The organism is Geobacillus sp. Y412MC52 (assembly GCF_000174795.2).
In the GTDB taxonomy this organism is placed as follows: domain Bacteria; phylum Bacillota; class Bacilli; order Bacillales; family Anoxybacillaceae; genus Geobacillus; species Geobacillus thermoleovorans.
Genome location: NC_014915.1, coordinates 1585628 through 1603291 on the forward strand (window position 1 = coordinate 1585628; position 17664 = coordinate 1603291).

A 17664-nucleotide genomic window follows, 5' to 3' on the forward strand; every position below is an offset into this window, starting at 1 on the left:
CCGCGGGACATTCAATGGACGAGAAAAACCGGCTCATCGCTTTTTTCGTCCAAATCCACAGTCAAATCACGTCCATCGAAATACCATTGGTCGCTCTCTTCAATAAAAAAGGTGATGCCATCAACCGTCGTCTGCGCCGCCGGCTTGTCGACCAGTTCGTCTTTGGCCATGCCAAGCGAAAACCCTTTTTGCACGGTGCTGCACCCGCCGTAGCGGGCAAAAAAGCGGATCGCATCGCCCGGCTTCAGCCCGAGCTCCCGCTTGTACCAATCAAACGCTTTTTTTGTAATCATGATGTTCATGGCTTCCCCTCCTCACTTGTTTATTATAAGTGAATGGACGGCGCCGGTAAAACGATTGTGTGAACATTAGCTGACAATTTTAGGATAAAGCGCTTTCCATAAAGTGGCGGTGTCCTTGTTTTCATCGGTTGGAGTAAAACGCTGGCTGGCGGCAAACAGTAAAAGCGAAGGGGGTGAGGGCGGTGGGCAAAAAGCGGACGTTTCCGCTCAGCTACGAATCCGACGGACTGATGGGGAAAAGCAATGAAAAGCATCCGCGCCGCTCGGACAGCCGGCAAACGGGCAAACAAGCGCCTGATTTTTTCAACACGACGCCATCGAGCGAATAAAAAAGCCGAATCGAGCGGGCGATGGTTGAACATCGCGCTGTTTTGTGAATAAAGTAGCCAGTAGGCTGCTTTTTTTTATGGCACCTACTATACAAACGGGCCGGTCCGCGCTATCATTACTTGAGGGACATCTTTTTCGAAAGGAGTGGCGTTTTCGTATATGAGTAGTTCAAGCCCGAACGAACCGGAACCGGAATATAGCGGGGAACGCGGCCTGTTCCTTTTCTTGCCGGCTGCTCATCATACGAAAACGGGCTCCGGACGGAAAGGAAGAGGCGCCGCCTTCCTCGCGTGAAAAGGAGGAAGGATGCCAGATGATGAAAATGTATTTGTCCGATGCCAGCGGCAAAATGCGCGAAATCGATCATATTGAAAATGGCTGCTGGATCAATCTCGTTGCCCCGACGGAAGACGAAATTCGCTACATCGCCCACCATTTGGACATTCCGATCGATTCGATCAAAGACGCGTTGGATGACGAGGAGCGGTCGCGCGTCGAAAAGGAAGACAACCATGTGCTCATTATCGTCGACATTCCGATTGTCGCCCATGATGAAGTGGACGGCCCGATTTACGAGACGATTCCGATCGGCATGATCATTACGAACACGTGTTTTATTACGGTTTGCTTGCAGGAGAATCCGATTTTCGAAGAATTCTCCAAAAACAAAATCAAAAACTTTTACACGTTTATGAAGACGCGGTTTGCGTTGCAAATGCTGTACATGATTTCAACGTATTATTTGCGCTACTTGAAGCAAATCAATCGGCGGACGAGCGAAATCGAAAAAGAATTGCACCAATCGATGAAAAACAAGGAGCTGTTTTCGCTTCTCAGCATGGAAAAAAGCTTAGTGTATTTCATGACGTCGCTGAAGGCGAACAACATCGTCATGGAGCGGCTCATGCGCCTCAATTATTTGCGCATGTACGAAGATGACCAGGATTTGCTGCAGGACGTCATTATTGAAAACAAGCAGGCGATTGAAATGGCCGAAGTATACAGCAGCATTTTAAGCGGCATGATGGACGCGTTCGCTTCGGTCATCTCAAACAACTTAAACATTGTGATGAAGTTTTTGACGGCCATTACGATCGTCATTTCGCTGCCGACGATGGTGGCGAGTTTCTACGGCATGAACGTACCGATTCCGTACCAACACTCTCCGTACGCCTTTTTGATCGCGATGGCGCTCGCCGGTTCACTGTCAGCGGCGACGGCGTACATCTTTTGGAAAAAGCGATACTTTTGACGGCCAGGCGCGTTTTGGATGGCCATGCGAACGGCTGCCCTGTCATTGGGGCAGCCGCTTTTGCTTTCGGACGGCCACACCGCCGGAGAGGATGAATTTCATCGCCTCTTCCGGCGAGATGTCGACGACTTCCACTTGCTCTTTCGGGACGAGCAGGGTGAGACCGGCGACTTGAAACGCCTGCGGGATATAGACGGCGACGTAGTCGGCGAGAGGATCGTGCCAAGCGCCGACATCCTCCATCGTCATGAAGCCGAGGCATTTCCAGCCGCTTTCTGGCATTGTAACGAGCACAACTTGCGAAAACGATCGTTTTTCCCCGACGAAGGAAGCGATTGTATCTTTGGCGACGGAATAAACCGTTTTCATCAAGGGAATGCTTTCAAGCAACCGGTCGATCAGTCGAATGAGGCGGCCGCTTACGTATTGCGTCGACAGCCAACCGCAGACGGTAATCAGCGCGACAGTCGCCAATAGGCCTAGGCCGGGAATGTAGCGGCCATCCAAATACGGACGGACGTATTGGCCAAGCAGCCCATCCAAAACGGTGAACACTTTGTAGCACACATAGACGGCGAGTAAAATTGGCACGATCGTCAGCATGCCGTTTAGAAAATGTTTCACGAAAAAACGCATCCCTTTCCCTCCCCGCTATTCATTCTCTACCACCATACCAATTTTTTTGGCTTTATACAACTCTCTATTATATCGAACGTTTTTCGTTATATTCGGTAAGAAAGTTCGTGTTTTTCCTTGACGAACTGCCAAATGTTCCGTATACTTTCGAATGGAACATGGGAAATGGGGGATGGATCATGAACAATCATTACGATGTGATCGTGGTCGGCGCCGGGCCGGCCGGCATTTTCACTTGCTACGAACTGACGCTCAAACTCCCTGGAGCGAACGTGCTCTTAATCGATAAAGGGCACGATATCTATAAACGCAATTGTCCGATTTTGCAAAAAAAAATTGAAAAGTGTCCGCCGCCGGCCGGCAAAAAAGACTATGCCGGCTGCGTGCCGGCCTGTTCGATCACGAATGGATTCGGCGGAGCGGGGGCGTATTCGGACGGCAAATTCAATATCACGAGCGAATTCGGCGGCTGGATGACCGACTATTTGCCGGCTTCGACCGTACTTGAGCTCATCCGCTATGTCGATGAGATCAACTTGAAGCACGGAGCGACGACATCGATCACCGACCCGATGACGGATAAAGTGAAAGAGATCGAGCGGCGCGCCTATGCGGCCGGGCTGAAGCTATTGCGCGCGTACGTCCGCCATTTGGGTACAGAGCAAAATTTGGAAATTTTGAAAAGCATTTTTGAATATTTGCGCGAGCGGATTGCGATGCGCTTTACAACGGAAGTGGATGATATCGTGACCGAGCGGACGGAGAGCGGCCATCGAGTGAAAGGCGTTGTGCTGAAAAACGGCGAAACGTTGACAGCGGAAAAAGTCGTCATCGCTCCGGGGCGCGATGGCTCGGTTTGGCTGAGCAAAATCTTGCGCAAGCGCCGTTTGCGGATGATCAACAATCAGGTTGACATCGGAGTGCGCGTGGAAACATCGAACATCGTCATGCAAGAAATTAACGAACATCTGTATGAAGGGAAATTCATTTTCAACACGTCGGTTGGGACGCAAGTGCGCACGTTTTGCAGCAACCCGTCCGGACATGTCGTCGTCGAAAACCATTCCGGCATCATGCTCGCCAACGGCCATGCGTACAAAGATCCAAAGCTCGGCAGCAACAACACGAACTTCGCCCTTCTTGTTTCACATAAGTTTTCCGATCCGTTTGACAAGCCGAACGAATACGCCCATGAAATTTCCCGGCTGGCGAACGCCTTGTCGAACGGCGGCATCATCGTGCAAAAATACGGCGACATTTTAAAAGGGCGGCGATCGACGGAAAAGCGAATCAAAGAAGGGTTCATCGAACCGACGCTAAAAGAAGCGGTGCCGGGCGATTTAGGCCTCGTTTTGCCGTACAACACGATGAAAAGCTTGATCGAAATGACGGAAGCGCTCAACCATGTTACTCCGGGGCTTGCCTCTGAGCATACGCTCTTTTATGGGGTGGAAGCGAAGTTTTATTCGGCGCGTCCGAAACTGAACGACCGCTTTGAAACCGAAATCGCCGGGTTGTATGTCGGCGGCGACGGCGCCGGCATTACGCGCGGCCTTGCGCAGGCGAGCGCCTGCGGCGTCTGGATCGCCCGCGATATCGTCGAGAAATTGACGCATTAGGTGAGGAACCGAGGGCAGGCCCCTTCAAACGGGGGCCTGTTTTTTTGCTGTCTGCCTGGGGACGGATTAAAAAGTAAACTGAAATGAAAATATAGTTGACAAATATGCGGCTGGTCCGTTACGATAAATGTAATGATATGGAAAGGGGAGAGGAGAGATGGCAAACTGGCTGGTGTTGGCCGAGCAAGTGTTGGGAGGCCACGAGCTGACCGATGAGGAAGCATTGGCGATATTGGATTGTCCGGACGAGGAGTTGCTCCTTTTGCTGCAAGGGGCGTACCGGATTCGCTCCGCCTATTATGGAAACAAAGTGAAGCTGAACATGATCATCAACGCCAAATCCGGCCTCTGTCCGGAAAACTGTGGCTACTGTTCGCAGTCCGCCGTATCCACGGCGCCGGTGAAAACGTATAAAATGGTCGACAAAGAGACGTTGTTGCGCGGCGCGGAAGAAGCACACCGTTTGCGCATTGGGACGTACTGCATCGTCGCCAGCGGCCGCGGGCCGAGCGATAAAGAGATCGACACCGTTGTGTCCGCGGTCAAGGAAATTAAAGAGCGGTTCGGGCTGAAAGTGTGCGCCTGCCTTGGGATCTTAAAGCCGGAGCAGGCGGCGCGGCTGAAAGAGGCGGGAGTCGATCGCTACAATCATAACATTAACACGTCAAAACAGCACCATCCGAACATTACGACGTCCCATACATACGACGACCGGGTGCGGACGGTGGAAACGGTGAAAGAAGCTGGTCTTTCGCCTTGTTCCGGCGTCATCATCGGCATGAAAGAAACGAAGCGGGATGTCGTCGATATGGCGCGCAGTTTGCGGGCGCTTGACGCCGATTCCATTCCAGTCAACTTTTTGCATGCGATCGACGGCACGCCGCTGGCTGGCACGAACGAATTAAACCCGCGTTACTGTTTGAAGGTGCTGGCCCTTTTTCGCTATATGAATCCAACCAAAGAAATCCGCATCGCCGGCGGGCGAGAAGTGAATTTGCGCTCACTTCAGCCGCTTGGCCTGTATGCCGCCAACTCGATTTTTGTCGGCGACTATTTGACGACCGCCGGGCAAGAAAAGTCAGCCGATTATCAAATGCTTGAGGATCTTGGGTTTGAAATCGAATTTGCCCCGGCTCCGCAAGCCGGAGTCGTATCATGAACGATGCCGCCGGAAGATGGCGGCTTTTTGTATGTGCGCTCACCGAGGACAAGACCTAGCGAAGCGGGAGGCATGGGAGGCGCCATGCGGTTTCAGATGGGACGCCACGATGGCGCATCGCAAGCCTTGGCGAGAAGCGGAGCGCATGATAAGACGGTGGACTTGGCCTGCCTATGCTCTGACGAGAAAAGCGGATTGAACCCCTATTGCGCCGTTTGACGCGCTTTTTTGGCATGAAAAGCCAACCCAACGCGTACGATGGGAATACAAGCTGCGAAAAAAGGCTTCACAAACAGCCAAAAGCTCATTATAATAGCAACAAAAGGAAAGGAAGAGGATGGGGGACATGGCAAAGTCATTCTACCGTTACTTGCTGCGCTTCCGCCATGGACACCAGGAAGATCCGGTCGTCCGGTTTGCGAACGGAGCGTATGAAGACCACAGCTTTCCAAAAGGGTCGACGGACTATGAAGAACTGAGCGGCTATTTGGAGCTTAACGGTGACTATTTGGAAAGTATGGTTGTGTTTGATGAGCTATGGGAGCAATTTTTGCATGAAGCGTAACTAAGGGAGCGTTCCCATTTCATAAATTGGGAGCGCTTTCAAATAGCTTTTTTCCGCGCGGTTGCAGGTGTCCACCCTTCTTGGCATGCATATACTATACTAACCATTTGTTCCAAAGGGTGGAGATGCCAATGAGCGCGCCGAAACGCCCGAAATTTTCCGTCGGCGACATCGTCGTCAATACATTGTACGGAACGGTCGGAACGATCACCGATATTCAGCAGATTGACGGTACGTTTTTATACGAAATCAACCATGGCCATAGCTTGTTTGCCGAGCAAGCGCTCATTTTATTGTCTGAGTTTGCGGGTGATTTATGGATCGCGGAAGAGATTGAAATTGAGTTGCCGTTTTTTCTTGGCGAAATTGTCCGCGTCCGCGATTATGGCGGCCATTTGTTCAAAATTGTCGGGGTGCGGACAGAAATTTACCGCTACTACGGGGAAGGATGGGAAGAGACGATTTACGAATTGAAACGGCTGACGGATGGTTGGGAGATTGAAGTCCATCTGGAAGACATCATTCCGCTTGCCGACGGAGAGGAGACGTCCGTCACGCTCGTGCAAGATATTGTCATCGCCGCGCCGGTGAAAGCGTCGCTTCTATTGCCGCCGGCCGACAGCGGAGAGAAAGGGCCGTCGGTCGACGAGCTCCTTGACATGTACAACGATTATAAAGCGTTATATGAATGGTTCGGCGATGAACAGTACCAACGGATGATGGAAACAGTTGTAAAACGTTTGCGGACAATCTCCGATCACCAGGATAGAAATTGATAAAGAATAAAAAGAAAATAAGGAATGCCGGCGAAAATGACGATCGCGCCCAATCCATTGACAACTGTTTCCATCATTTTATCGATCGCAGTGAATTTGTCCATTTTGTCCGCCTCCGTGTTTTTTGTTTTGTTGGTACATATGTATGGGGGAGACTGAAAAAATAGTACAACATGATTTTTGACATAAAACGGAAGGCGGCGACATACAACATTACAAAGGGGGCGAGATGCGGTGAAGGAAATTGAAGTGATTATCGATACGGAAGAAATCGCTGAGTTTTTTTACCAAGAACTCATCCGCCGCGGCTTTGTGCCAACGCAAGAGGAGCTTGAGGAGCTCGCGGATATTACGTTTGACTATTTGCTTGAAAAATGCATCATTGATGAAGAGATTGACATCGATGGGGAGTAGTCCTCGTCGTTTTATGATGAAGTTGATTTGGCCGCCGCGATGGCGGCTGTTTTCATCATGGCCAAATGCCGCTCGTAGCGGCTGGTCATGTCGCCCGAGGCCGGAAGCGGGAGCGTTTCAAGCGCCTGCATGATCGCCTCATCGGTGAACCAATCGCGATGATCGTGGAACGGGTGCGCAAGATCCGGCCAAGCTTCCTCAAGGCGGGGGCTGTAAAAGCGGCGCCCATCAGGCGTTTCAGCGAACGATTGCGGCCAGAAGTCGGCGCGTGAGCCGCTGTGGGGGACGCAGTGGGCAAAGCGGCAGGCGCCGCGAAACAGCCGGGCGTCAAACAGCAGCAGACTGTACAGCGTTTTGCCTATATGGATGCGGTGGTGGACGTCGGCGAAATCGCGCACGGTCGTTCCGGCAAGCGCTACGCGGCGGCCTTTGGCATATGGGATGAGCACATCGTTGAACCCGAGCCATTGCTCGACAATAAACGGCCAGCTTGACAGCACGCGGGTGCGGAAAAACGGATGTTCGATGACGCGAAGCTGGATGTACTGCTGCTCGTTGATGATCAGAGCAACCGTAAGAAGCGCGGCATTCCCCGTTTCCCAAAAATGTTCCCACATCGGCTTCATAAACGAAGACACCGCTAGCGCCGGCAACAAATGAAACAGCGGCGTCTCCCTCCGTTTGCTTTCTTCGTACAGCAGAAGCTGCGGATAGGCATCATGAAAAATGAGGGCATTGGCGCGCTCCAAAAACAAAAAAAGGGGTGCAATGATTTGTTCCGGCAGCAAAAACGGAAGAAGGCCGCCGCGCAAATCAGTCATGTTCCAACCGCCGTTGCGCGAGACGAGATGGGCTAAAAACGCCCAATGAATTTCCCAATGGCGCTCAAAAAACGCTAAGTAGGCGGCGGTGCGCGTCACGTTGTTGCGGTTATGTTCCGCCGTTTTCCGGCGAATGGCGGCAACAATGCCCTTTTCTTCCGCGCTGAGCGGTCCGTCAGTCGGGACAGTTGTGCGGGCGGCCATCCGGCGAAGCAGGCCGTCATCGGCGAGGCGGACCGGATGGCGGTACAAAAAGGAGCGGTAGGCATACTGAAGCGGATGGCGCAGCCAAGCGAACGGGCGAGTCGGCATCAGGCTGTCTCTCCTTTGCATCATTTGTGGACTTTTGCCAGAAGACCGCGATCGTTTCGACAAAAGGAGTGCTCGTTTGCTGAAGGAATCGACACGCCAAATCACCAAATAAGTACAATACACGTTTTTCTCGGCTCCGAAGACGATTCGCGATCGAATTCGACATCAACCATAGTATGGGACGCGGAGGGCCGATTTATTGGGAGAAGGGAGAGGAAAACAATGGTTCGTTTATGGGGGAAACGGATGTGGATGACAAAACGTGCATATGAGGCGGTCGTTTTTCAAACACCGCGCTTTGGGGAAACGAAAGGCTACCGGCAAGTGTGCCGCATGACGGTGACGGCGGCCGGACATGATGAAGTGCTGGCGGTGTTGTATCGGATGTTTAATGTCGCCGATCTGATGCCGAAAAACTGTCAAGCTCGATTTATGCGGACTGGGGACGTTGTGCTGATCGATGAAGGGCGGAAAGGACAGACGTACTATCGCCTTTGTCCAGACGGATGGAAACAAGTGGAACGTCAGCTCATCTGTTGACGGAATATTCAAAAATATAGTCGCCAGCAAGAGCTAGAGATGATATAATATGAATAAAGCCCCCTTGTTTCGGGAACGGATAAGAAAGGAAAGGGGGCGGACTTGATGGAACATGACGAACGGCGGCGCGACATGCCGACGGTGGCCCCGGGCATCGACGACGATGAGGAGCTGAATGAAAGAGCGACAAAAGAGGAAATTGAAGGCGGGGAATATACAAAAGTCGTCACGCTTGCTTGGGACGAATCCGAGCCGTCGGAACCGCGATAGAAACCCTTGTATCGCACAAGGGTTTCTGCGGTTTGTCACGATTCTGGATTGTCGTGATGGCCCGGACCGTTTTTCCGGCCGCCGGAGGCGGAATATTCTTTGGCATGCGCCTCATCTTCAGCAATCAATGCTTCTTTTGGAATATGGTTGTTCTTTTTCTGCCCGTTAATGCGGTTGCGGTGTTTTTTGCCCATCGTTTTCCCTCCTTGAACCGTCGTCGTCGTTAGTGTATGCGGTCTGGCGGCGGTTCATCGACGGAAAATGTTTGCAGGCGGCATCATGCGGCGGGCGCAGGAGAAAAGAGGGAAGGGGGCGAAACGATGGCCGCACTGGCGCTGTCGCTGCTCTTGTGCGTCGTCTCGATTGCGGCATTGCTTTGGGTCAAAGGGCAAGTTGAGCGACTCTTGTTCCGCTGGAGAAGCGTGCCCCTTCTCCATGCGGTCAACGTCGTCATCATCGCTGCCATCGTTGCTGACATGTACTATCGGCTCAGCGGCATCGACGTGTACTTGCGCGATTTGGCCGATATCAACGGTTTTTGGTATGTCTTTGCCGGCGCGATGCAGCTCGTCTTTCCACTGTATTTGTTTTCCTGTTGGCTTGTCGCCAGGCGGCGCGAGCGCGAGAAAAAATATACGCGCAGCAAAGACAAAAAGGTGCTGTATATCAACGAGCGGTATTTGGCGCGCCGCCATCGGGGCGATTATCGCCGATCCAAAACATCGTAAGAGAGCGGCTCCCCCGCAAATGTCTCACCCACCTCCGCGAGTGCACAGGGGGAGCTTTCAGCGATTTGCATATGTGCCAAACGACAAGCCGCACAAGGACCCTTTCCGCTTCCCTTCGTTTCGAAGGTGCCCGTTTGAACAACATGTGATTCGATCCGACGGCGATTGCCGGCCAACATTCATCTCCCACATGGACGGGTGCTCGTGCACCTTCACGTTTCGAAGTGGGAGACTTCTTTCGGAATGATGTTAGAATTTGGTCTTTTCCTTTTTCGATGTGGACGGCTGATTGTTTGATTTGGACGATGGATTGGTTTTGTTGGCGTATTCCACCGCTTGTTCGAGTTTCTTTTTCATCGGTCTTTTCCTCCTTTCTCCTCGGGCAGGCACACATAGTATGCCCGTTCGCCGCCTCGGCTACTCGAAGGAAGACTGCCATTTTCCGCAAACATATGATATGATAGACGAGGGCATGGCCCGACAACGATCGTTCAAACCAAAGGAGGAATTCCATTGAGCGTACATATCGGAGCGAAGGCAGGGGAGATCGCGGAGCGCATTTTGCTGCCGGGTGATCCGCTGCGCGCCAAATACATTGCCGAAACGTTTCTGGAAGGAGCGGTATGCTACAACGAAGTGCGCGGCATGCTCGGATTTACCGGGACGTATAAAGGGGAGCGCATTTCCGTGCAAGGGACCGGCATGGGCGTGCCGTCCATTTCGATTTATGTGAACGAACTGATCCAAAGCTACGGCGTAAAGACGCTCATCCGCGTCGGAACGTGCGGAGCGATTCAGCCGGATGTGCGCGTCCGCGACGTCATTTTGGCGATGAGCGCGTCGACCGATTCCAACATGAACCGGCTCATTTTCCGCGGCCGCGATTATGCGCCAACCGCCGATTTCCATCTGCTGCGGACGGCGTATGAAGTAGGTGTGGAAAAAGGGCTGGCGCTAAAAGTCGGCAATGTGTTCACCGCCGACATGTTTTACAATGATGAACCGAATTGGGAAACGTGGGCGCGCTACGGTGTATTGGCTGTCGAGATGGAAACGGCGGCGCTCTATACGCTGGCGGCGAAATTCGGCTGCCGGGCGCTGTCGGTGCTGACGGTCAGCGACCATATTCTCACCGGAGAAGAAACGACGGCTGAGGAGCGGCAAATGACGTTTAACGAGATGATTGAAGTGGCGCTTGAAGCGGCGATCCGCAATGGCGCGTGATTGGGATGCCGGGCGCTTGGGCCTGGGAAAACAGAAAAGGAGAAGGAACATGAACCAGCGATGGCAAGCGGCGATGTTGGTGTGCCTGCTGCTCGCCGGCTGCCAAACAGGGGAGAGCGGCAGCAACGGTGCGGCCGGCCCGTCCGGCCAGCCGCCGGAAAGCGCGGTGCACCCAAGCGATCATCAACAACAGGGGAAAACGAGCGAGAGCCCCGTCGATCCCGATTTGCAGCTTGAGGCGAAATATTGGAACATCGTCAAGGTGCAAAACGGACAAAAAGTGATTCAAAACCCTGACAACATTTTGGTGCTCGTCAATAAAGAACAGTCGCTCCCGCCTGGCTATAAGCCGGCGGACTTGGTCGTGCCGCGCGTGCCGTTTTTGTGTGCTGACCCGAACGCGGAAAAGCGGCATATGCGGGCCGAAGCGGCCGCGGCGCTTGAGGAGATGTTTGCCGCCGCACGCCGCGATGGCATTGAGCTGGTGGCCGTGTCCGCTTATCGTTCATACGAGCGGCAGCAGGTGATTTTTGCTGAAGAAGTGCGGCAAAAAGGGAAGGAAAAAGCGGTTCAAGCGGTCGCTCATCCAGGTCAGAGCGAGCATCAGACAGGGCTGGCGGTCGATATCAGCAGCCGCTCGGCCGGCTGTCAGCTGACCGAATCGTTCGGGGCGACAAAAGAAGGGCAATGGGTAGCCGCTCATGCGCACGAGTACGGATTCATCATCCGCTACCCGAAAGGAAAGGAAGCGGTGACCGGCTACAAGTATGAGCCGTGGCATCTCCGCTATGTCGGGCGGAAGGCGGCCGCGGTGATCAAAAAGCGCGGCTTGACGCTTGAAGAATATTTCAAAGTAGTGAAAAAAGTGTGAAAACGGCGTCTCGTCGAGGACGCCGTTTTTCTTGCCAGCTATGGTTCGCAGCAAAAGACGCAATAGCCAAGACGGTCGCCGAATTGAGCTGTCAACTGTTGGTGCATCTGCCACATGCTCGCCATCTCCGGTGTCGGCGGAAGGGCGATGACGATGGGTGCCCCAAGGCTTGGCGCTTCGGCTGCAGCCGCGTAGGAAAACTGGCGGCAGCCAAAGCCGCTTTGTTCGAGCACTTCTTTCCACTCCGCTGATGTCATTAGCTGACGGAAGCCGTAAAAGGCGGCGATTTGCTTTTGCTCGGCGGCGGTCAGCCGCTCATGACACGCTTCAATGCCGACGAATAGGCCATCGTTTTTGAGCACGCGGCGGATTTCGGCGAGCGCGTTTGGCAATGAAACGAAAGCAAGCACCGATTCAGAAAGCGCGAGGTCAAACGTCCCGGCGGGAAACGGGAGCGCTTCGACCGAGGCGCGATGCAAACGGACCGAGACCGCCTTGGCGGCAAAACGCTGTTTCGCCTTGGCGATCATCGTCGGGTGGATGTCGATGGCGGTGACGTTGGCCCCGTACTGTTCGGCGATATAAGCCGCCGTCTGTCCGGTGCCGCAGCCGACGTCAAGCACGGATGTCGAACGGTCGATCTTAAGTTTACGTAAGATTTGTTTTGTTAACTCAAAACCGCCTGGGTGAGCGCCATCGATCCCCATGTCCGCCAACCAGTCTAAATATGCAGACATCTGTTCCTCTCCTTTTTTTGTTTCGACTTGGTTTATCATACGCAAATGCGCTCGATTTTGCCTTTAGACAAAAAAATTTGCTTGTCCCTATTCTTATGAAAAAAGGAAATTTTCTTGCTGTAGACCCAACCGGCTTCAAGCTGGTACACTGATACGTGCAAGAATGAGATGGCTAGGTTGGTGAAGAAAGTGGATCGAAAACAAGGAGCCGAGGCGGGCGCACTGCTGAGCATTTTCGTCTATCTTCTCCTTTCGACCGGCAAGCTGTTGGCTGGGGCGGTGTTCGGCTCGGATGCGGTGGAAGCGGACGGTTGGAATAATTTGAGTGATATTATCGCTTCCTCGGCAGTCTATATCGGCATGAAAATCGCTAAAAAACCGCGTGATTGCAACCACCCGTACGGACATTCGCGGGCGGAGAACATCTCCTCGCTGTTGGCCGCTTTTTTGATGATGTCCATTGGCATTGACGTGATCACAAGCGGCGTCCGCTCGCTGTTCGGCAAGGAAAAGGCAGCGGCTCCTGACGTTTTAGCGGCTGTGGTTGCGCTCGCCTCGGCGGCCGTTATGATTGGCGTTTATGCAATCAATCGCCGGCTGGCGCGGCGGACGAACAGCATGGCGCTGGCGGCCGTGGCGAAAGACAATTTATCGGATGCGCTGGTGAGCATTGGCGCCGCCATTGGCATCGCCGGCGCGCGGCTTGGGTGGCCATGGCTTGATCCGCTGGCGGCGCTTGTGATCGGGGCGATGATTTGCAAGACGGCGTGGGAGGTGTTTATGGAGACGGCGCATACGCTCACCGACGGTTTTGATGAACAGCAGCTCGCCGTTTATAAAGACGAAATCGCGGCGGTGAGCGGCGTGCGCGATGTCGCTGACATTAAAGCGCGCATGTTAGGCAACGACATTGTGCTGGAAGTGACGATCCGCGTTGACTCGCATTTGACGGTGGCAAAAAGCCATGAAATCGCTGATGAAGTCGAGCGTTTGATGCGAAACCGGCATAACATTCGGGCGACGCACGTCCATGTGGAACCGGAAGCGGTGCGCTGACTGGCTTCGGGCGCATTGGCGGGCGGACGCGGCGAGGCGCCTAGACAGCGAATGACTTGTCGGGATGTGACGCTTTGCAGGCGGGATGCAGCCGGGAGAAGTTGCTTATCGCCAACAGCGAGCGGATGCGGCCAAACCGTTGCCGCTGACTTGTTTTTGGCGGCGGGAGGGGAGTAGTTTTGCGTCAAACAGCAAACAATACAATTAAAATCGTTTGCATGGAAAGGACGTCAGTCTATGGCGATCGAGCATAACTTTCGTTTGACGGTTGACGGAACGTACAAACGCCATGCGCCCGCGGGCAGCCAGTCGTGTTGGCTTCATTTCACCGCCGCCGCCAAGCCGGATTTGGAGCAGCTTCTTTCTTCGCTGTCCATTCACCCTCTCGCCCAACAGCGGCTGATGAACGGGACAGATATTCCCACGTTTGACGAATACGAAGGATGTTTCTTCTTATCGCTGTTTATCGTTCGTCCGTCCGGCCGGACAGTGAACGTTCGTTTGCTGGCCGGCAGCCAATATATGATCAGCTATATGGATGAAAACGATCCGCTTGTTGATCACGTGAAAGAACGTTTGTTGAACCATCGCGGTCAGGCGCTGTATCCTGGGTACGTGCTGTATCATTTTTTAGACTTGGCCGCCATCCGTTTTTTGCAAGTCATCGATCAGATCGCTGACCGCATTCAGACGCTTGAACGGCAAGTGTTTGCGACCCCGTTTGCCAACGAAATCGGGCGCGAGATTTATCGGATGAAAACACATCTTCATGAGCTGCGCCAAATCGCCGAGGCGCAGGAAGAAGCGATCAAAATGATCCGCCACGCTGATTTGCCGTATATCAACCAAGAGACGAATCCGTATATCGAGGAAGTGGCGTCGCGATTCTCGCGCGTGCCCGCCGCGCTCGACGCGTTTAAGGAATCATTGTCCGCCATTTTCGATTTGCAACTGTCGCTCAAATCAGATCATATGAACGTCATTATGAAGACATTGACATTGGTGAGCGTCATATTTTTGCCGATGACGTTTATCGCCGGTGTATACGGCATGAATTTTGCGTTTATGCCAGAGCTGAAATGGAGATACGGCTACCCGTTTGCCTTGTTGCTCATGGCAACCGTTGCTATGCTCATCGCCCTCTATTTTAAGCGAAAAGGTTGGTGGGGAGAGACGGGGACGAAAGAAAAATAGGCGTTTTTCTAGAAGGTCGGTGATTTAACGGAGAAAACGCTCCAGCAAGGAGCTTTCGCCAATGGATCAACGGCTCTTCCGTGCGTTCGTGGACCAATCTTTTTGAAGAAAACGCGGTTTTTCACCAATCTTCTAGAAATTTGGGCATTCGCCCGGCCGTTTGGGCGGGCGGGCGCATATGATGGCCCTGTGAACCGATGAAGGAGGTGCCCGCCGTGAGCGGTTTTGTCAACAGCGGTTATACGGTCGTCATCGTCCTGTTCATTTTACTGATTATTGTTGGCTGTGCCTGTGTCGCTTGATGAGCGAAAAAATAAGAAAGGGAGGCGGTCAAACGGGCCGCGAAGGGGGGCGGGTGCTCATATTCAGCTGCGCCCCTTCTCCATTGGGCAACCGCGTCGAGCGATGCGGGTGAGTGTTTTGATGGATAAAGTGAAGCGGCGGCGGTATAATGGAACAGAAATGATCATGGAAAAGGAGAAGACGACGTGGGGCATTGGAGCGAAGAAAAGCAAGGCATCTTGTATACTGCTGCTTCGTACTTGCTGTGGGGAGCATTGCCGCTTTACTGGAAGCTGCTAGAGGCGCGCCCGGCGCTTGAGATTTTGGCGCACCGCATCGTTTGGTCGTTCGTGTTTATGGCCATCCTTTTGGCAGCGACTGGGCAGCTTGGCGCCTTCCGCCGGGAGCTTCGGGCGATGCGCCGTCGGCCGGCTAAGGCAAGGGGGATCGCCGCTGCTGCTGCGCTCATCAGCGCCAACTGGTTTGTCTACATATGGGCGGTGAATCATCATCATGTCGTTGAAACGAGCCTCGGCTATTATATCAACCCGCTTGTCAGCGTGGCGCTTGGGACGATCGTATTGCGCGAGCGGTTGAGCGTTGGGCAGTGGGCCGCTGTTTTTCTTGCCGCCGCCGGCGTGGCGGCGATGACGGCGGAATATGGCGCGTTTCCGTGGGTCGCCATATCGCTCGCGTTGACGTTCGGGTTTTACGGCTTAGTGAAAAAACTGGCCAGCGTTGACTCGTCCATTGGCTTGACGCTTGAAACAATGGCCGTCATGCCGCTTTCAGCCGTTTACTTATTATGGGTGTACAACGAAACGCCAGCCCTCGTCAAGACGGCCGAATGGTGGCAATGGGCGCTGTTGGCTGGAGCCGGGCCAGCGACGGCCGTGCCGCTTTTGTATTTCGCCAAAGGGGCGAAGCGTGTGTCGATGACAACACTTGGTTTTTTGCAATACATTTCGCCGACGATCAGCCTTCTCCTTGGCGTCTTTTTGTTCGGCGAGCCGTTTACGAAAGCGCATTTTTATGCGTTTAGCTGCATCTGGGCGGCGCTTATTTTGTTTTCCGCTGTTCAAATCAAGCAAGCGCCAGGGCGGAAAAAATGGAAGCGAAGCTCGCTCGAGGCGTAGCAGCGGTCCGAGGACGGGCCGCTTTTTTTCCATTTTTGCGGCAAATACCCATTTTTGCTGAAACATCTAACCATTTCCTCGGCTTCTGAATAGTCTACTAGTACAAAAACGAAGGAGGTGCTGGCAAATGGGTGCAGCTTACGGCGGCGGATTCGCGTTGATCGTCGTTCTGTTCATCTTGTTGATTATTGTCGGATGTGCATGTGTCGGTGGTTGGGTGTACTGATGCCTCTTACTTGCTAGCAAGGAGGTGACGAATATGCCATATGGCTTGTATGGCTGGGGTGGCTATGGCTTCGGTTATCCGGGCTGGGGCGGCTACGGCTTCGTGCTGATCGTCGTTTTGTTTATTTTGCTCATTATCGTCGGGGCAACATGGTGCTAGGCGGATGATGGGCATGCGGGGGGGAGACGGCCGGGCAACGGCCGTTTCCCCGCTTTTTTTGTGAACAGGCAGGAACAACGAAAGGAAGTGGAGAAATCATAAACGATGAGAAAATGGAAAGCATATGGAGGACGGGGAAATGACACATATTGCAAAAGACATCGTCGCGACGTTTTCGATCGTCGCGTTCGATCCGGCGACCGGGGAGCTTGGCATCGCTGTTCAATCGAAATTTTTAGGCGTTGGTGCGGTTGTTCCGTGGGCGAAAGCGGGCGTCGGAGCGGTGGCGACGCAATCGTACGCCAACACGTCGTACGGACCGCGCGGCCTCGAATGGATGGCAAAAGGGAAATCGGCGCAAGAAACGCTTGAGTTGCTCGTTGCCGATGACAGTGAGCGCGATTTGCGCCAAGTCGGCATCGTGGATGCGAAAGGACGGGCGGCGACGTTCACCGGGAAAAAATGTTACCCGTGGGCCGGGGGCATCACCGGGCCGAACTATGCGGCTCAAGGCAATATTTTAGCCGGCGAGGAAACGGTGCTGGCAATGGGAAGGGCGTTTGAGCAGACAAAAGGTCCGCTCGCCGAGCGATTGCTAAAGGCGCTTCAAGCTGGTCAGGCAGCGGGGGGCGACCGCCGCGGGCAACAGTCGGCCGCCTTGCTTGTCGTGAAAGAAGGAGGGGGATATGGCGGCTACAATGACCGTTATATCGACTTGCGCGTCGATGATCACCCGCGGCCGATCGAGGAGCTTATTCGCTTGTATCAGTTGCGCCAGCTTTACTTTGAGAAATCGCGTCCCGAAAAAGTGGCAGCGATTGAAGGAACGGTAAAGGAAGAGGTGGCCGCCCACTTGGTCCGTCTCGGTTATTTGTCGAAAGAGCGCTCGGCGGATCGCGAGGCGCTTTATGAGGCGCTGACTGTGTATATACATACAGAAAATTTTGAGGAGCGCCAAGTGGAGAAAGGAAAAATCGACCTCGATGTATTACAGTATATGAAGCAGCAGCCGTCGCCTAACGAGGTCGGCTAAGGGAAACCGGCCTTGTCGACTG

General features: G+C 53.5%; 25 protein-coding genes. 19 read left to right on the forward strand and 6 right to left on the reverse strand.

The genetic code is table 11. The features are described 5' to 3' along the window. Positions 1 to 11: 11 nt before the first annotated feature. A complete protein-coding gene (locus GYMC52_RS07840) occupies positions 12 to 302 on the reverse strand; it encodes a HesB/YadR/YfhF family protein (protein ID WP_013523667.1) in 291 nt (96 codons plus the stop codon). A gap of 182 nt (positions 303 to 484) precedes the next feature. Between GYMC52_RS07840 and GYMC52_RS19735 the strand changes: the two genes are divergently transcribed. Together GYMC52_RS19735 and GYMC52_RS07845 are read left to right on the forward strand one after the other, a co-directional pair. Then, positions 485 to 631: a hypothetical protein gene (locus tag GYMC52_RS19735; RefSeq protein ID WP_013145445.1), complete on the forward strand. Its 147-nt coding sequence runs from the start codon at positions 485 to 487 to the stop codon at positions 629 to 631. Positions 632 to 945: 314 nt separating this feature from the next. Then, a complete protein-coding gene (locus GYMC52_RS07845) occupies positions 946 to 1884 on the forward strand; it encodes a magnesium transporter CorA family protein (RefSeq protein WP_013145444.1) in 939 nt (312 codons plus the stop codon). 42 nt (positions 1885 to 1926) lie between these two features. On the opposite strand, the gene GYMC52_RS07850 is transcribed toward GYMC52_RS07845, so the two are convergent. Continuing rightward, on the reverse strand, positions 1927 to 2520 hold the full coding sequence (locus GYMC52_RS07850) for a DUF502 domain-containing protein (protein ID WP_013523668.1): 594 nt from the start codon (positions 2518 to 2520) through the stop codon (positions 1927 to 1929). A gap of 179 nt (positions 2521 to 2699) precedes the next feature. On the opposite strand from GYMC52_RS07850, the gene GYMC52_RS07855 reads away from it, so the two are divergent. From GYMC52_RS07855 to GYMC52_RS07870, 4 genes are all read left to right on the forward strand, one after another. Beyond that, positions 2700 to 4139: an NAD(P)/FAD-dependent oxidoreductase gene (locus GYMC52_RS07855; RefSeq protein WP_013523669.1), complete on the forward strand. Its 1440-nt coding sequence runs from the start codon at positions 2700 to 2702 to the stop codon at positions 4137 to 4139. A 157-nt stretch (positions 4140 to 4296) separates the two neighbouring features. Further along, positions 4297 to 5298: a biotin synthase BioB gene (gene bioB / locus GYMC52_RS07860; protein WP_011231066.1), complete on the forward strand. Its 1002-nt coding sequence runs from the start codon at positions 4297 to 4299 to the stop codon at positions 5296 to 5298. 346 nt (positions 5299 to 5644) lie between these two features. Continuing rightward, positions 5645 to 5863: a YozE family protein gene (locus GYMC52_RS07865; RefSeq protein ID WP_011231067.1), complete on the forward strand. Its 219-nt coding sequence runs from the start codon at positions 5645 to 5647 to the stop codon at positions 5861 to 5863. Positions 5864 to 5994: 131 nt separating this feature from the next. After that, the gene (locus tag GYMC52_RS07870; RefSeq protein WP_013523670.1) at positions 5995 to 6639 is read left to right on the forward strand and encodes a hypothetical protein; all 645 of its coding nucleotides are present in this window, start codon (positions 5995 to 5997) and stop codon (positions 6637 to 6639) included. Here the strand turns inward: GYMC52_RS07870 and GYMC52_RS20170 are convergent. Further along, complete coding sequence (locus tag GYMC52_RS20170; RefSeq protein ID WP_013145441.1) at positions 6621 to 6743, reverse strand: hypothetical protein; 123 nt, start codon at positions 6741 to 6743, stop codon at positions 6621 to 6623. The two genes, GYMC52_RS07870 and GYMC52_RS20170, sit on opposite strands and share 19 nt — an antisense overlap. A 130-nt stretch (positions 6744 to 6873) precedes the next feature. On the opposite strand from GYMC52_RS20170, the gene GYMC52_RS07875 reads away from it, so the two are divergent. Further along, on the forward strand, positions 6874 to 7053 hold the full coding sequence (locus GYMC52_RS07875) for a YozD family protein (protein WP_011231069.1): 180 nt from the start codon (positions 6874 to 6876) through the stop codon (positions 7051 to 7053). Between the two features lie 11 nt (positions 7054 to 7064). Here GYMC52_RS07875 and GYMC52_RS07880 read toward each other — a convergent pair whose 3' ends face one another. After that, positions 7065 to 8186, reverse strand: a complete 1122-nt coding sequence (locus tag GYMC52_RS07880) for a DUF2515 domain-containing protein (protein WP_013523671.1) — start codon at positions 8184 to 8186, stop codon at positions 7065 to 7067. A gap of 222 nt (positions 8187 to 8408) precedes the next feature. Here GYMC52_RS07880 and GYMC52_RS07885 point away from each other — a divergent pair, with 222 nt between their 5' ends. Further along, positions 8409 to 8726 carry a hypothetical protein gene (locus tag GYMC52_RS07885; protein ID WP_013145439.1) on the forward strand — a complete coding sequence of 106 codons (318 nt, stop codon included), beginning with the start codon at positions 8409 to 8411 and terminating at the stop codon, positions 8724 to 8726. 105 nt (positions 8727 to 8831) lie between these two features. Then, complete coding sequence (locus GYMC52_RS19740; protein WP_013523672.1) at positions 8832 to 8996, forward strand: hypothetical protein; 165 nt, start codon at positions 8832 to 8834, stop codon at positions 8994 to 8996. 35 nt (positions 8997 to 9031) lie between these two features. On the opposite strand, the gene GYMC52_RS19745 is transcribed toward GYMC52_RS19740, so the two are convergent. Further along, positions 9032 to 9190 carry a hypothetical protein gene (locus GYMC52_RS19745; RefSeq protein ID WP_013523673.1) on the reverse strand — a complete coding sequence of 53 codons (159 nt, stop codon included), beginning with the start codon at positions 9188 to 9190 and terminating at the stop codon, positions 9032 to 9034. A 126-nt stretch (positions 9191 to 9316) separates the two neighbouring features. Here GYMC52_RS19745 and GYMC52_RS07890 point away from each other — a divergent pair, with 126 nt between their 5' ends. The 3 genes from GYMC52_RS07890 to GYMC52_RS07900 all read left to right on the forward strand — a co-directional run bounded on the left by GYMC52_RS07890 (position 9317) and on the right by GYMC52_RS07900 (position 11819). Beyond that, positions 9317 to 9724 (forward strand): hypothetical protein, encoded by a 408-nt coding sequence (locus GYMC52_RS07890; RefSeq protein WP_013523674.1) that lies wholly within the window; start codon positions 9317 to 9319, stop codon positions 9722 to 9724. Between the two features lie 513 nt (positions 9725 to 10237). Beyond that, entirely contained in the window at positions 10238 to 10948 is a 711-nt protein-coding gene (deoD, locus tag GYMC52_RS07895) for a purine-nucleoside phosphorylase (RefSeq protein WP_013145436.1), read from the forward strand. 49 nt (positions 10949 to 10997) lie between these two features. Further along, complete coding sequence (locus GYMC52_RS07900; protein WP_013145435.1) at positions 10998 to 11819, forward strand: M15 family metallopeptidase; 822 nt, start codon at positions 10998 to 11000, stop codon at positions 11817 to 11819. 38 nt (positions 11820 to 11857) lie between these two features. On the opposite strand, the gene GYMC52_RS07905 is transcribed toward GYMC52_RS07900, so the two are convergent. Next, positions 11858 to 12556 carry a class I SAM-dependent methyltransferase gene (locus GYMC52_RS07905; protein ID WP_013145434.1) on the reverse strand — a complete coding sequence of 233 codons (699 nt, stop codon included), beginning with the start codon at positions 12554 to 12556 and terminating at the stop codon, positions 11858 to 11860. Positions 12557 to 12724: 168 nt separating this feature from the next. On the opposite strand from GYMC52_RS07905, the gene GYMC52_RS07910 reads away from it, so the two are divergent. The 7 genes from GYMC52_RS07910 (at position 12725) to GYMC52_RS07925 (ending at position 17642) form a co-directional block, all read left to right on the forward strand. Continuing rightward, positions 12725 to 13612, forward strand: a complete 888-nt coding sequence (locus tag GYMC52_RS07910) for a cation diffusion facilitator family transporter (RefSeq protein WP_049775744.1) — start codon at positions 12725 to 12727, stop codon at positions 13610 to 13612. Positions 13613 to 13849: 237 nt separating this feature from the next. Beyond that, a complete protein-coding gene (gene corA / locus GYMC52_RS07915; protein WP_013523676.1) occupies positions 13850 to 14806 on the forward strand; it encodes a magnesium/cobalt transporter CorA in 957 nt (318 codons plus the stop codon). A 197-nt stretch (positions 14807 to 15003) separates the two neighbouring features. Continuing rightward, on the forward strand, positions 15004 to 15108 hold the full coding sequence (locus GYMC52_RS18565) for a YjcZ family sporulation protein (RefSeq protein ID WP_013145431.1): 105 nt from the start codon (positions 15004 to 15006) through the stop codon (positions 15106 to 15108). 186 nt (positions 15109 to 15294) lie between these two features. Continuing rightward, the gene (gene rarD, locus GYMC52_RS07920; protein ID WP_013523677.1) at positions 15295 to 16224 is read left to right on the forward strand and encodes an EamA family transporter RarD; all 930 of its coding nucleotides are present in this window, start codon (positions 15295 to 15297) and stop codon (positions 16222 to 16224) included. 127 nt (positions 16225 to 16351) lie between these two features. Further along, entirely contained in the window at positions 16352 to 16450 is a 99-nt protein-coding gene (locus GYMC52_RS18570; protein WP_013145429.1) for a YjcZ family sporulation protein, read from the forward strand. A gap of 33 nt (positions 16451 to 16483) precedes the next feature. After that, positions 16484 to 16609: a YjcZ family sporulation protein gene (locus GYMC52_RS18575; protein WP_013523678.1), complete on the forward strand. Its 126-nt coding sequence runs from the start codon at positions 16484 to 16486 to the stop codon at positions 16607 to 16609. A 139-nt stretch (positions 16610 to 16748) separates the two neighbouring features. Further along, on the forward strand, positions 16749 to 17642 hold the full coding sequence (locus GYMC52_RS07925; protein ID WP_013523679.1) for a DUF1028 domain-containing protein: 894 nt from the start codon (positions 16749 to 16751) through the stop codon (positions 17640 to 17642). Positions 17643 to 17664: the final 22 nt, after the last annotated feature.